The organism is Paenibacillus sp. tmac-D7, from assembly GCF_006519665.1.
Taxonomy (GTDB): domain Bacteria; phylum Bacillota; class Bacilli; order Paenibacillales; family NBRC-103111; genus Paenibacillus_G; species Paenibacillus_G validus.
The window spans coordinates 1-12,973 of record NZ_VIDW01000074.1; the positions used below are offsets into that span (position 1 = coordinate 1).

A 12,973-nucleotide genomic window follows, 5' to 3' on the forward strand; every position below is an offset into this window, starting at 1 on the left:
GCTGCGCAGCAGCTCGGTCTGCGGCAGGTAGCGGTTAAAGCGGCCGTCGCGGTCGCGCGCGAGCAGCCGCTGGACGTCCAGCTTGCCTTTCAGGCCGCTGCCGAGCAGCCGGACGTTCGGATGCCGCTGCAGCCGCCCCATCGTCTCGCGGTAGTCCGCATACTGGCGCCGCGTCGTGAAGAAGCAGCGGTCGTAGACGATGGCCGGCAGGGCGAACGTGCCGGGGACCCACTGCCCGGCGGACGCCTCATAGGTGTAACCCGTTACCCGTTCTTGCTCCCAGTCGACACTGTTCGGCGTAAACACATACACGGACAGGTGGAGACGCGGGCCAAGCAAACATAAGCGGCGGTAGAAGCCGCGGTTTTCAAAAGGCGGCGTGTATTCGGCCGGCGTAGTCATGATGCCTACCGTGCGTTCGCCGCCAGCGTTTTTGCCGAAGATCATCATGCGCTGCACCTCACAACCGTAAATTTGTTTCGTTCACAGGGGATTCCTCATCCTTAGCTCCATGGGGAATCAAAACTTCGCCGCAGAGCGGGCGTACTGCACCAGCAGTTTGACCGAAGGGCGAATTTTAGGGTCGCTCGACAGCGGCGTATTATCTTCCTTCGACGGCTTGGAATTGACTTCGATCAGCCAAACCCGCCCATTCGTATCGAGTGCCAAATCGACCCCCAGTTCCGCGAAATGGCCTTCGATCTGGGTTTCTATCCCTTTAGCGATATGCAGCGCCGCCCGCCGCAGCTTCGCATAACCGTCGACGGCTGCCGCCGAATCGGATCGGGCTAACGCTTCTTTGACTGAGCTGAGCGTTCCGCCGCGGGCAAGGTTGGATACGAAGTGATGATTGCCGGCAATTCGGGCTACGATGGACGTAATGCGCCATTGGCCGGTTTTGCCCCGCTGCACGAGCGCCCGGAAATCGACAGGACGCCCTCCCACCGTGAGCAGCTGTAACCCCTGCTGAATCTGGTAGCGCTGTGTTTTCATTTTCCCGGAAATCGCCGCATACAGTGAGGAGAGCGAGGTGAACGATTGTTTACGGGTTCCGCTGAGATTGGTAAAATGACAGATATACGCACCGTCCGGTTGTTTGCGGATCCGGATGATGCCTTTGCCGAGACTGCCGGTGATCGGCTTGAGGAACACCGTGGCGTGCTTGGCGCACATCGACTTGAGCTGTAGAAACGTCTTCAGCAAATACGACTCGGGCAAGTACATCTGTAAACCGGATTCTTTGCCGAGCGCATCGAATACCTCCGTTTTATTCAAGTATGTCGTGTTGAAAAAGACCGTGCTCTGCTGTGATCGGGCATGCTCGACGAACTGCTGTACCGTCGCGCGGTTTTCCAGCTTGCGGCTGGTCAGCCGGTTGTAGAGCACATGCGGCAGAGGGAACGTCGCGGTCTCCCAGCGGTTCGTGTAATGCCAGCCGCGCACCGTATCGATCGCGCCCTGCATGTCGTCCGGCGTGATGAAGAAGACGGAAGCGCCGTACTGCTTGCACGCATTGGTCAGCTCCCGGCAGAAGGCCGTGTTGGCGCCGAATGGTTTATCCGGGACGCCGGCATTGACGCGGCTCATCATGACGCCGATCAACGGGCCGAGCTGGAGCGTCCGGCTGGAGGCTTTATACTGCAAGCAGAGCTGGTTGCCGGACGCCAGCCCAAGCCTGGCCGCCAGCGCGGCGCCTATGAGCAGCATTCCCGCCTTGGAGACCGGTATGACCTTGACGTCCTCCCGGCTTCCGCCGTACCGGAGCTGCAGCGGCTGATGCAGCGGAATTTTCCACTTGCGCACGATCGGATAGCTGATCATCAGCAGGGAGCTGTCAGCGGTCATGTCGGACGATTTTATTTGGATCCTTACCTTTGTTCTTTTCATGTGGTACCCCTTCCTAGCGCAGGCGAATCCCGCATGAAGGCCGGTCGCGCTTGGAACATTTAGAAACCAGCTGCTTCATCATATGAGGGCGTTTATCCCTTGGTGAAAAGAAATGCAACCGAATTCGACAATCGAATCATTTGAAAAGAAGGTGCAGATGCCCATGAATATGTACGATAAGGCTTATGAGCTTGCCCGGGCGGCGCTTCTCGATCAGATCGAGAGGCTGCCGCCTTTTCGACATCGGCCGCAGAAAGAACACTTCTTTTTTTATAGTAAAGAAGGTAAAATATATGGAAGTATGGAACGATAGATTTGGAGAATACGTTGAATATGGGGCTTCTGCAGGTTAAGGCGCAGCGCCGACCTGTGAAGACATGTGCTAACAGAGAGAAGGAGTCTAGTGGATATGAAGTATTGTATGGAATGCGGAAGCGCCTTGGCCAAGAAGGACATCGATGGGACGGAACGGCTTGCGTGCACGGCGTGCTCTTTTGTCCATTGGGGCAACTACAGCATCGGGGTCGGGGCACTGGTCGTGCGTGACGATAAAGTGCTGCTCGTTCGCCGCGCTATCGAGCCGGGGAAGGGCAAATGGACGAATCCGGGCGGCTACATCGAGCAGCTGGAGCCGATCGAGGACACGATTGTCCGTGAAGTGTACGAGGAAAGCGGCATCCGGGCGAAGGTCCAGGAAATTATTGCCGTACGCGATCTGCCGACAAACGTCCATAATGTGTACATCGCCTTTCGCATGGATTATGTGGAAGGGGAGCCGGTGCCTGACGGAGTGGAGGCCGATGCGGCGGGATTTTTTAGTCTGGAGGAAATGCGAACGATGCCAGTGGCTACTTTCACAGAGTGGCTTGTCGATATCGCCATGACGCCCAGAAAAGAAGGCCTTTTTGCGGACAAGCAGCCGGTCGCGTCGTTCGGCGGATTCGGTTACGCGGTCGGGAAAGTCGGAGCTTCCTGCAGGTAATCACTGGCGGTTCCCCCGCGCCGGTTTCCCTGCTATAATGAGAAAGCTTCATTATGGACAGCTGGCAAACCAGGCAACTTACTTGGGTTAAAGGAGAAAGGGGACCAATGGCTGTGATTGTAGTCGGGGGAATGATCGGGCTTGGCAAAACATCGGTGGCCACGCTGCTCGGACAAGCATTGCATTCCGAAGTGTTCTTCGAAAGTGTGGACGATAATCCGATTTTGCCTTTATTTTATACGGCTTCACCGGAAGAAATCGAGAAAAAAAGGTACCCGTTTTTACTTCAGCTGCACTTTTTAAATTCGAGATTCAAAGCGATCAAACAGGCGCTTGTACATAACCGCAACGTGCTCGATCGAAGCATTTATGAGGATTGGTATTTCGCCAAGGTCAATTTGGAGCTGGGCCGCATCAGTCCGCTGGAGTTTGAGGTGTACGAAGGGTTAGCCGATAATATGATGTCCGAGCTCGCCGAGCTTCCGAAGAAAGCTCCCGATCTTATGGTCTATTTGAAAGGCTCCTTCGACACGGTGATGCACCGCATCAGTCTTCGGGGACGCAGCTTCGAGCAGGATGCGTCGCTGGTGGAATACTACCGTCTCTTATGGTCCGGCTACGACCACTGGGTCATGAACCATTATAACGCTTCCGAGGTGTTGATCGTGGACATGGATCAGATGGATGTCGTCCACCGCCCGGAAGATGCGGCTGCGCTTGTGGCCGCCGTGAAAGAAAAGCTGATGGACTTGCAAATCGTCTAAGGTGCGCAGCGTCGCCGGCGCAGTGCTCTCCTCGCGGGGGAGACCAGGGAAAGCGGGCGGAACGCCGCCCGCTCCAAGAGCCTCCGGCCCAGGGGTTCGCAAAAATACCGTCCGGACAAGTCCGGACGGTTTGCTGTGCATGCGCCCTGTACGGGCGTCATCTCCGGGATGCAAGTCCCGAATGGAGCCTGGGCCAGAGCTGGTTGCCCCTGCCGCTCAGGCTGCGGCGCACGTTATTGATCGTTCGTCCGGATCGGTTGACCGGACGATGCCGGCGCATCCTGTTCCGTCGCTTCTACGCCTAAGTCGTAGCGGGGATGCACGCCCGTATCCTCGTACTTCGTCTGCGGATCGCCGTCGGTTTCCGGCGCGAATCGTTCCTCGTTTGGCATTTCTGGCAAAGCCTCCCTTGTCCATTGGCGGTAATAGGTAGTTTCACCGTTCCGGTGGAGGCTTATCCGCAGCAGAACAAACGATCCAGGACGATGCCGGGCTGATCCCGCAATTTTCGCTCGCTGGAAGAGAGGACCGGAGTTTGAGCAGCCCTGTTACATAACGTTCAGGGGGGAGGACGGGGACGGTTGATTTTGCGAAGTTTGGATCAGCATGTCCATTTGCTGGATACACTGCTGCAAACGCCCCTGAATTTCCACGATCCGGCGCTGCTGGGCGTTCATTTGCGTTTCCACCTGCGATTGCGCCTGCTGCAGATCCATTTGCACCTGGACGAATTGCTGCTGCAGCTGCCGCAGCCTTTGCGAGAAATTGTTCAGGCCGGTTTTGTTTAACGCCTGCTGCGCTTCCTGGGCTTGCTGCATGTGCTGCAGCTGCTGCTGTTCCAAAAATTGTTGATACGATACGTTTTGCATGGCGATATCCTCCTTGACAGTAGCTGTTCGCGTGTATTATTCGTCCTCCGGTCTGGATTTATTCGCCAGCGTCCGCCCGGCAGTCTCGTTCTGTTCCGTTCCGGCCAGGACGGCTGCGGCTCCCGGTAAATTGCCCGTTATATCGACCGATTAGTGGCGGGAATTCGGGAATTGTGATAAATTTTTGGAAGCGCATCATTGATCTATATGAGAAACGGGAAGGACCGAACGATTTGACAAATGTAAAAAAAATTTCGAAGCCGAAGCTGTTGGAGCTGGATCTCGTTCGGGCTGCAGCGATTTTGGCGGTTCTCATCATTCATGCGACGGCGGACGCTACAGTTGAACTGGCGTTCGGCAGCGGTTCGCAAGCGATGTACCTGACGTTGAATAAACTGAGCAATTTCGCCGTACCGGTGTTTATTTTACTCAGCGGTCTCGTATTGTTTTACCGGTATCAGGACGATTTCGGGGGAAAGCAGGCGCTCTTGTTTTATGTGCGCCGGGTGCGGCAAGTATTGTTCCCTTATTTGATCTGGTCGTTGTTTTACTACTTGTACAATCAGTGGATCTATGACCGTGCCCGGCTCCATTTCGATGCGGCGGAATTCGGGGAGCTGCTGCCGTGGGCGGACGCCTCGTACCACTTGTATTTCATGATCATTATCGTGCAATTTTATTTGATATTCCCGCTGCTGATGTGGATGTGCAAGGCTTGGCCGTCATTTCGGCGCTATCTGGTATGGATCGGGCTGGCCGTCCATGCAGGGCTGTACGCGTACCATTATTGGGTGAGGCCGTTCGATCACATGGCTTCGCTATGCATCAATTATTTCAGCATGTTCGCGCTGGGCGGTTGGATGGGGCTGTACTACGAGCGGTTCTCGGGGTGGCTGCGGGCCAATTTCGCCTGGGTGTCAACCCTGACGCTGTTGATCGGCTGCGCGTTCGTCGGCCTGTTTGTGGCCGAAGGCCGGTTCCATCTCCAGCTTCCCGGGTACGGCTACCAGCTGCTGTTCTTCGGATATGCCGCCTTCGTCTCCATGACGCTCATCCGTCTCTGCCAAATCGCGCTTGCGCGGTGGAAGTTGATATCGCGTCTGTTGACGAGTTTAGGAGCCGTATCGTTCGGCGTCTATTTGATGCATCCGGCTGTGCTGACGTATTACAAGACGCATGTTACGCTTCCCGGCGGGTCGATCGCCATGTACCACGCTTATACGTTCGGCGCTTTTCTTGCAAGCCTGATCGTCCCGTGGGTGCTCGTATACGCGTACGGACGGATCATGAAGCTGCTGCGCAAGTAACCTGTCCGGACGAAGGCCGGCGCCTGAGAAAGAGTGATATTTTCACGCGTACGCTCATACAATGAACTGTACAAGTTGTAGGAGAGGAGGGCGTACGATGGGGAAAGGCACGAAGAACATCGTGTTTATGGGATTGACGCTCGGCATGATCGCTTTCGCGGTGCCGAGCCTCGATCTCAGGGCATGGACGTCGCCCGGCACGATTTTCGGGTTGGTGTGGATCGGGTTCGCGCTGTTGGTCGTGGCCGCGCATCTGCATGAGTTGCTGGGCGTGGAGGAAGAGCAGAAGCGCACGCTGTTGAAGATCAAGCGGATGAAGCGCTGGCAGCTTCAGCAAGCGGTGACCGGCAAGCGGAAGGTGCTGCAGGTCCGCAGGTAAATAAGAAAAGTCCGTACTCCCTCTGATCGTGAGGAAAGGTGCGGACTTTTTTTCGGCTTTCTCCGGTCGGACCCTTCACACGATCAGCGCGATGGCAAGCAAATCGAACAGCGCAAGCGGCAGAATGACGTTGCTGTAGTAAGGGTCGTAGGGGAAATACGGATAAGGCAGGAAAGCGCGGCTGTGACCTTGCAGCACCTGCAGGTACACGTAATAATGGTCGATATGTACGATGATGCCTTCATGCGTTCCGCCATGCACCATTTGCACCCGTACGTGCCTGTGCATGTGCTGCACGCATGCCGCATGAATTTTTGCTTTGCACTTCGTCAGCGTGTCGACTTCCTTAACGTCCAACTCGAACACGGTCTGGGGTTGAGCGGGATAAGGCGCATTCATCATCAGCCACCTCCTGAAAAATATCCATCTACTTCTATCCTATGCGGAGCCGAGCCTTCCGATTACAGTACTGCCCGGCTTCGTTTCGTGGTATGATAATGGGTAATACAGGATGATACAGCGAGCCGAAGGAAGGTGGAACAGATGGACGAATTCGGTCCCATGAATCACGACACGTCAACCAAGCACGAGCAAATTTTAAAATATATCGAAGGGCTGCCTATCGGCAGCAAAATTTCAGTGCGCAAAGTCGCCGAGAAGCTGGGCGTCAGCGAAGGAACGGCCTATCGGGCCATCAAGGAAGCCGATGCGATCGGGCTGGTCGCAACGAAAGAGCGCGTAGGCACGGTACGCGTGGAGAAGAAGCTGCGCGATCAGATGGACAAGCTGACGTTCGCCGAAGTGGTGAACATGGTCGACGGGGAAGTGCTCGGCGGCCTTGACGGGCTGGAGAAGACGCTGCACAAATTCGTCATCGGAGCGATGCAGCAGGATGCGATGATGCGTTATATCGATCCGGGCAGCCTATTGATCGTCGGCAACCGGGCCAAGGCGCATCTTTGTGCCTTGGAGCAGGGGGCGGGCGTGCTTATTACCGGGGGCTTCGGGACGAGCGACGAGGTGAAGCAGCTGGCTGACACGCTGCAGCTGCCGATCATCTCCAGCAGCTACGACACGTTCACCGTTGCTTCGATGATTAACCGGGCCATCTATGACCGGCTGATCAAGAAAAAGATTTTGCTGATTGAAGACATTCTGACGCATCCGATGCGGGTGTTTGTGCTGAAGGCGAATCATACGATAGAGGATTGGCAGCGGCTGCACGAAGAGACGGGCCACAGCCGTTTTCCGATCGTCGACGAGTGGAACCGGGTGATCGGCATCATCACCTCGCGCGACTTGATCGGTGCCGGGCCGACGCAAACGCTCGATAAGTTGATGACCCGCAATCCGGTTACCGCGATGGCGAATACGTCGGTCGCTTCGGCCGCCCACCTGATGGTGTGGGAGGGGATTGAACTGCTGCCGATCGTCGACGCGGGGCGTAAAATCGTCAGCGTCATCAGCCGCCAGGACGTGCTGAAGGCGATGCAGCACGTGCAGCGCCAGCCGCAGCACGGGGAGACGTTCGAGGATTTGATCTGGGCAGGCTTCAGCGAGGAGAAGGACGCCGGCGGCCAGCTTGTATTCCGGGGTACGATCACGCCGCAAATGATTAACCGCCTCGGCACCGTATCCGAGGGCGTGTTGACCGTACTTATGACGCAGGCGGCCTACCATGCGATGCAGGATGTGAAGAAGGGCGACATCGTCGTCGACAACATGTCTTCCTACTTCGTCAAACCGGTGCAAATCGACAGCCTGGTCGAAATTCGCCCGAAAATGATCGAGGTCAGCCGCAAATTCGGCAAGCTCGATGTAGAGATGTTCCACGGGGGCGCGCTTGTAGCGAAGGCGATGCTGACCGCGCAGGTCATCGAGCCGGGGTAAGCGGTGGGGCGACGGAGAGGGCGGAGGCGAGCCCTTTTTATTTCAGGGCGTGCCGCTGCCCCAACGTCATAAGGGCGGAAGCACGTCGTACGCGCTTTCCGCCCTTACACGCAGCTTCCACCGAAGCATGCCGTCCAACCGGCCGCCAACCGCTTAAGCCTTCCGACTGTAGTGGCTGTGGTTGCGGAGACCGGCGAACAAATTGAACAAACCGAGCAATAAGCACACCGTCCCGAAAATGCGGCGCGTGACGGAATCCGTAAAGAAAAACAGCTGGGAGACGGCGATGACAATCAGCATCAGGCCCATGAAAATGTTCATCCTCGCCCCGTAAAGTCCGCGCTGTTTCGGATCGGTCGCTCGCCGAAACCGAAAGCTGTAATACACCGAGAACACGACGAAAATAATAATCAGCACGCTAAGCATCCATTGTATTGTTGGCAGCGTCATTTCTTGCAAGCACATCCTTATGGCCAAGTGTCTGTAATCACTTTATCGATTTCAGACTTGGAAATCAACTGGTCACGGTACCGGGATGCGTTTCCACTCTTTTACGGTCACCCACACCTTCAATTCCGACTGGGTCAGGACGATCCACTTCACAGACTGCACCATATAGTCGTTATCCATCACGCCGAGCATCGGCTTTTCATACAAAATTTGCTCGTATACCTCGGGCATGGCGGCGAATTCGGAAATTTTACGCCCCACAACGACGGGCTTCAACTGGGAATGAATGCGTCGTTTAAGCTCGCTTTCGGTCAATTTGTCCAGGGTTGTGTGCTCGCCCGGTTCGATATAAATGTTTAGCAAATTGATCGTCGTTTGCTGATTTTTCGTTTTGCGCAAATCGGCGACCTCGCCTTCCAGCCGGCTTTTTTCTGCGAGCAGCTCGCGGTTTTCCACGATCATCATGTTCAGCCGCTGATTGTAAATGCTCAGGAACAGCGCCGCTCCGATCACCATGCCGGCGATCACGAGTCCGACAGCGCGCAAATAGCCGAATCCGGTTTCGAAGGGAGGGACTCTCACCCGGTGTTCCCTCCCCGGCAGATCCATTGGATCAAGGTCGTCCCCATATGCGCGCCGACGAAGGCGCAGACGATGTACATCATTTGCTGAATCGCCGGAGAGATTTGCCCATCCTGAAAATGCGTCTCGATCGCCCGGATCGGATCGATCGTCCCGCCGATGGCGGCGACCATCGCCCAAATTTTGATTTGCTCGGCAATGTTCAGCATTTTGTGAACCGGGGGCTCCAGCGTAATAACCGAACAGATGCCGGCGAGCATGGTGCCTCCCAGCACTACCCCGAACGCTACAAAGAAATCCAACAAGCATTTTGCCCAAAATGATGCCACTTCCAGGCCCTCCTTTTTTCCTGCGAATCTTCAGATCGACGAACGCATGAGCGAAAATTCAAGCTATCGCCGGCTGTCTGCAAACGAATCGCATGCGCCTCCTCCGGCTGTTCGCCTACATTCGGCTTACGTTCCTTCGCCGGACCGGCAGCCTCTACCCCGGCCGGACCGCTCGCGGACACGTGCTGCGTCGTCCAAGCCGGGCTTGACCGATGCTTATACTATCATCTATATGGCACACTTGTTCGCATTATGCTAAAATATTTTGTAATGAATATGGAGCGGGGAGGCTGCGGTATGACCGATTTCGTTCATTTGCACGTACATAGCGAATACAGCTTGCTCGACGGCGCTGCGCGCATCGACGATTTGGTAAGCCAAGCCGCGCAGCTGGGCATGAAGGCGCTGGCGCTGACGGATCATGGCGTCATGTATGGGGCAATCCCTTTTTATAAAGCATGCAAGGCGAAGGGGATCAAGCCGATCATCGGCTGCGAGATGTATTTCACCTCCGGTTCCCTCCGGAACAAGGGCTCGCGGCAGGAGCAGCCCATTTACCACCTGCTGCTGCTTGCCAAAAATATGACCGGATACCAGAATTTAATGAAGCTTTGCTCGATCGCCCACCTGGAAGGGTTTCATTATAAGCCGCGGATCGATCTGGAGCACTTGGACCGGCATTCGGAAGGACTCATTTGCACCAGCGCCTGTCTCGGCAGCGAGGTGTCGCAGCATCTGCTGCACGACCGGTACGAGGAAGCGAAGGAGGCGGCGCTGCGCTACCGCGGCATCTTCGGCGACGATTTCTTCCTGGAAATTCAGGATCATGGCTTAACGGAGCAAAAAAAGGTGCTGCGCGACATGATTCGCCTCAGCGAAGACACCGGCATTCGCATGGTGGCGACGAATGACGTCCACTATGTGAGAGAGCCGGATCATACGATGCAGGATATTCTCATTTGCATCGGTACCGGGAAGACGGTGGACGACGAAGCGCGTCTTCGGATGGGGACTACCCAGCTGTATTTGAAACATGCGGACGAGATGGCCGGGTTGTTCGGACACGTCCCTGACGCTTTGGCGAATACGGTCGCCATTGCCGAAGCTTGTCAGCTCGAGCTCGAATTCGGGCGGTCCATTCTCCCGCAATTCGACCCGATTCCCGAAGGGATGACAGCGGGCGAATATTTGGCCGAGCTTTGCCTTCAAGGGATGGAAAGCCGTTACGGCCGGTCAAGCGAATGGCTGGAGCCGGAATGGCGGCGCGAAGTGGAAGAGCGGCTGCGCTACGAGCTCGGCGTCATCGAGCGAATGGGCTACTCCGATTATTTTCTCATCGTGTGGGATTTCATCCGTTTCGCGCACGAGCACGGGATCGTCACCGGACCGGGCCGGGGTTCGTCGGCGGGCAGTCTCGTCGCTTACGTGCTGCGCATTACCGACGTCGACCCGATTCAATATCGTCTCCTCTTCGAGCGCTTTCTGAACCCGGAGCGGGTGTCGATGCCGGATATCGATATCGACTTCAGCGACCTCCGGCGCGACGAGGTGATCGATTACGTGGTGCGCAAGTACGGGCGCGACCGCGTGGCGCAGATCATCACGTTCGGCACCATGGCGGCGAAGGCCGCCGTTCGCGATGTAGGCCGGGCGCTGAACCTGCCGTACAACGAAGTCGACCGGGCGGCGAAGCTGATCCCGAACCAGCTCGGCGTTACGCTGGAGGAGGCGCTGCGGATCAGTCCCGACTTGAAGGCGCTCGCCGCCAAACAGCCGAAGACGGCCGAGCTGCTGGAGATGGCGAGGAAGGTGGAAGGGATGCCGCGTCATGCCTCCACCCATGCCGCGGGCGTCATCATCTCGCGAGAGCCGTTAACGCAGTACGTGCCCCTTCAGGAGGGCAATGAACAGACGCCGCTGACACAGTACACGATGGAGCATCTGGAGTCCATCGGCTTGCTGAAAATGGACTTCCTCGGCCTGCGCACGCTGTCCATCATCGAGCGGACGCTCGAATGGGTGCGCGAGCAGCTGGGGGTGACGATTGATTGGACACAAATTTCGACGGACGACCCGAAGACGTACGAGCTGCTCGGCAAGGGCGATACGACCGGCGTGTTTCAGCTGGAGTCGCCGGGCGTGCGGCGGGTGCTGAAGGAGCTGCGGCCGTCGCATTTTGAAGATATCATTTCGGTGCTTGCGCTGTATCGGCCGGGCCCGATGGAGTTTATCCCGAAATATATCGCCGGCAAGCACGGGCAAGTCGAGGTAGACTACCCGCATCCGGATCTGGAGCCCATATTGCGCGATACGTACGGCATCATCGTCTATCAAGAGCAGATCATGCAGATTGCCTCCCGGATGGCCGGATTTAATCTCGGCGAAGCCGACTTGCTGCGGCGCGCGGTCAGCAAGAAGAAGCGCGAGGTGCTGGACGAGCAGCGCGCCCATTTCGTGCAGGGCAGTCTGCAGCAGGGCTACGCCGAGGAGGACGCCAACCGCGTCTACGACATGATCGTGCGCTTCGCCGACTACGGCTTCCCGCGCGCCCATGCGACCGCGTACGGGGTGCTCGCCTTCCGGACGGCGTACTTGAAGGCGCACTACCCGGTGCAATTTATGGCGTCCATGCTGACGGCGGTGATGGGCAGCCATAACAAAGTGGCGGAATATGTTGACGAGTGCCGTCGAATGGGCATTGCCGTGCTGCCGCCGGATGTGAACGAGAGCGGCTTTCTGTTTACGTCCGTTCGCTCGGGAGAGGATCCGGCGATCCGCTTCGGACTGGCGGCGATCAAGAACGTCGGGACGCATGCGATCGAGTCGATCATCGAGGAGCGGAAGGACGGGCGGTACGAGAGCCTGAGCGATTTTTGCCGGCGCGTCGATCTGCGGGTGTGCAACAAGCGTGTCATGGAATCGCTCATCCAGAGCGGCGCGACCGATTCGCTGCCGGGGCATCGCGCCCAGCAGCTCGCGATGCTCGAAGAAGCCGTTGAAGCCGCTGTGAAGTGGCGCAAGGATCGCGAAGCGCTGCAGCTCGTGCTTGACGGCTTCGACGAAGAAGTGAGCTGGGAGGTCGAGTATCCCGACATGCCCCCGTTCACGCTTATGCAGCAGCTCGAGCTGGAGCGGGAGCTGCTGGGCCTGTATATTTCCGGCAGCCCTCTCGACGATTTTGAGCAAATCCTGCGCAAGCTGGAGACGGATACGATCGCGCTGCTGCCCGAATATCCGGATCACAGCGAGGTCATGGTCGCAGGGCTGGTTGTCGGGAACAAAACGATCGTCACGAAGAAAGGGCAGCCGATGGCGTTCATGGAGCTGGAGGACCGCGTCGGCAAAGTCGAAGTCGTCTTGTTCCCCGAAGCGTGGAAGACGTTCGCGCCGCTCGTGCAGAAGGGCAAGCCCGTGCTCGTCGTCGCCAAGCTGCAGCTGGGCGACGACGAGCAAGTGAAGCTGCTCGCCGACCGCCTCGTCGCGCTGAACGACCCGCACCTCGAGCTGAAGGCGGTCAAGAGCGGGCTGCCCCCG

Annotated in this window: 13 protein-coding genes and 1 pseudogene; 6 read left to right on the forward strand and 8 right to left on the reverse strand. The window is 57.0% G+C overall.

Going from position 1 to position 12,973, the window contains the following annotated elements:
• Both FKP33_RS25730 and FKP33_RS25735 read right to left on the reverse strand, forming a co-directional pair.
• Window positions 1-450 (reverse strand): annotated as a pseudogene (locus tag FKP33_RS25730) (YheC/YheD family protein); the annotation flags it as partial.
• A 69-nt stretch (window positions 451-519) separates the two neighbouring features.
• The gene (locus tag FKP33_RS25735; protein WP_141336712.1) at window positions 520-1,887 is read right to left on the reverse strand and encodes a YheC/YheD family endospore coat-associated protein; all 1,368 of its coding nucleotides are present in this window, start codon (window positions 1,885-1,887) and stop codon (window positions 520-522) included.
• A gap of 409 nt (window positions 1,888-2,296) precedes the next feature.
• Between FKP33_RS25735 and FKP33_RS25740 the strand changes: the two genes are divergently transcribed.
• Both FKP33_RS25740 and FKP33_RS25745 read left to right on the forward strand, forming a co-directional pair.
• Entirely contained in the window at window positions 2,297-2,869 is a 573-nt protein-coding gene (locus FKP33_RS25740) for an NUDIX hydrolase (protein WP_306439400.1), read from the forward strand.
• Between the two features lie 107 nt (window positions 2,870-2,976).
• Window positions 2,977-3,633 carry a deoxynucleoside kinase gene (locus tag FKP33_RS25745; protein WP_127609088.1) on the forward strand — a complete coding sequence of 219 codons (657 nt, stop codon included), beginning with the start codon at window positions 2,977-2,979 and terminating at the stop codon, window positions 3,631-3,633.
• 233 nt (window positions 3,634-3,866) lie between these two features.
• Here FKP33_RS25745 and FKP33_RS27380 read toward each other — a convergent pair whose 3' ends face one another.
• A complete protein-coding gene (locus FKP33_RS27380) occupies window positions 3,867-4,025 on the reverse strand; it encodes a hypothetical protein (protein ID WP_155615501.1) in 159 nt (52 codons plus the stop codon).
• A gap of 156 nt (window positions 4,026-4,181) precedes the next feature.
• Complete coding sequence (locus FKP33_RS25750) at window positions 4,182-4,502, reverse strand: hypothetical protein (protein ID WP_054798457.1); 321 nt, start codon at window positions 4,500-4,502, stop codon at window positions 4,182-4,184.
• Between the two features lie 173 nt (window positions 4,503-4,675).
• On the opposite strand from FKP33_RS25750, the gene FKP33_RS25755 reads away from it, so the two are divergent.
• Together FKP33_RS25755 and FKP33_RS25760 are read left to right on the forward strand one after the other, a co-directional pair.
• The gene (locus FKP33_RS25755; RefSeq protein WP_236595981.1) at window positions 4,676-5,809 is read left to right on the forward strand and encodes an acyltransferase; all 1,134 of its coding nucleotides are present in this window, start codon (window positions 4,676-4,678) and stop codon (window positions 5,807-5,809) included.
• 97 nt (window positions 5,810-5,906) lie between these two features.
• Entirely contained in the window at window positions 5,907-6,188 is a 282-nt protein-coding gene (locus tag FKP33_RS25760; RefSeq protein WP_127609089.1) for a hypothetical protein, read from the forward strand.
• A 75-nt stretch (window positions 6,189-6,263) separates the two neighbouring features.
• Here FKP33_RS25760 and FKP33_RS25765 read toward each other — a convergent pair whose 3' ends face one another.
• Complete coding sequence (locus FKP33_RS25765) at window positions 6,264-6,590, reverse strand: hypothetical protein (RefSeq protein WP_230876311.1); 327 nt, start codon at window positions 6,588-6,590, stop codon at window positions 6,264-6,266.
• A gap of 141 nt (window positions 6,591-6,731) precedes the next feature.
• Here FKP33_RS25765 and FKP33_RS25770 point away from each other — a divergent pair, with 141 nt between their 5' ends.
• On the forward strand, window positions 6,732-8,078 hold the full coding sequence (locus FKP33_RS25770; protein WP_127609090.1) for a DRTGG domain-containing protein: 1,347 nt from the start codon (window positions 6,732-6,734) through the stop codon (window positions 8,076-8,078).
• A gap of 153 nt (window positions 8,079-8,231) precedes the next feature.
• Here the strand turns inward: FKP33_RS25770 and FKP33_RS25775 are convergent, their stop codons facing one another.
• The 3 genes from FKP33_RS25775 to FKP33_RS25785 form a co-directional block, all read right to left on the reverse strand.
• Entirely contained in the window at window positions 8,232-8,528 is a 297-nt protein-coding gene (locus FKP33_RS25775; protein WP_054798454.1) for a YtpI family protein, read from the reverse strand.
• A gap of 72 nt (window positions 8,529-8,600) precedes the next feature.
• Window positions 8,601-9,110: a sporulation membrane protein YtrI gene (locus FKP33_RS25780; RefSeq protein WP_236595980.1), complete on the reverse strand. Its 510-nt coding sequence runs from the start codon at window positions 9,108-9,110 to the stop codon at window positions 8,601-8,603.
• The gene (locus tag FKP33_RS25785; protein ID WP_054798453.1) at window positions 9,107-9,439 is read right to left on the reverse strand and encodes a YtrH family sporulation protein; all 333 of its coding nucleotides are present in this window, start codon (window positions 9,437-9,439) and stop codon (window positions 9,107-9,109) included. The genes FKP33_RS25780 and FKP33_RS25785 overlap by 4 nt, the downstream gene beginning before the upstream one ends.
• A gap of 297 nt (window positions 9,440-9,736) precedes the next feature.
• Between FKP33_RS25785 and FKP33_RS25790 the strand changes: the two genes are divergently transcribed.
• A partial coding sequence (locus FKP33_RS25790) for a DNA polymerase III subunit alpha (RefSeq protein ID WP_141336714.1) occupies window positions 9,737-12,973 on the forward strand: 3,237 nt, incomplete at its 3' end.

Coding starts and splice junctions, on each gene's coding strand:
- FKP33_RS25735 (WP_141336712.1), bottom strand. CDS start 1,887: ATGAAAAGAACAAAGGTAAGGATCCAAATAAAATCGTCCGACATGACC.
- FKP33_RS25740 (WP_306439400.1), top strand. CDS start 2,297: ATGAAGTATTGTATGGAATGCGGAAGCGCCTTGGCCAAGAAGGACATC.
- FKP33_RS25745 (WP_127609088.1), top strand. CDS start 2,977: ATGGCTGTGATTGTAGTCGGGGGAATGATCGGGCTTGGCAAAACATCG.
- FKP33_RS27380 (WP_155615501.1), bottom strand. CDS start 4,025: ATGCCAAACGAGGAACGATTCGCGCCGGAAACCGACGGCGATCCGCAG.
- FKP33_RS25750 (WP_054798457.1), bottom strand. CDS start 4,502: ATGCAAAACGTATCGTATCAACAATTTTTGGAACAGCAGCAGCTGCAG.
- FKP33_RS25760 (WP_127609089.1), top strand. CDS start 5,907: ATGGGGAAAGGCACGAAGAACATCGTGTTTATGGGATTGACGCTCGGC.
- FKP33_RS25765 (WP_230876311.1), bottom strand. CDS start 6,590: ATGATGAATGCGCCTTATCCCGCTCAACCCCAGACCGTGTTCGAGTTG.
- FKP33_RS25770 (WP_127609090.1), top strand. CDS start 6,732: ATGGACGAATTCGGTCCCATGAATCACGACACGTCAACCAAGCACGAG.
- FKP33_RS25775 (WP_054798454.1), bottom strand. CDS start 8,528: ATGACGCTGCCAACAATACAATGGATGCTTAGCGTGCTGATTATTATT.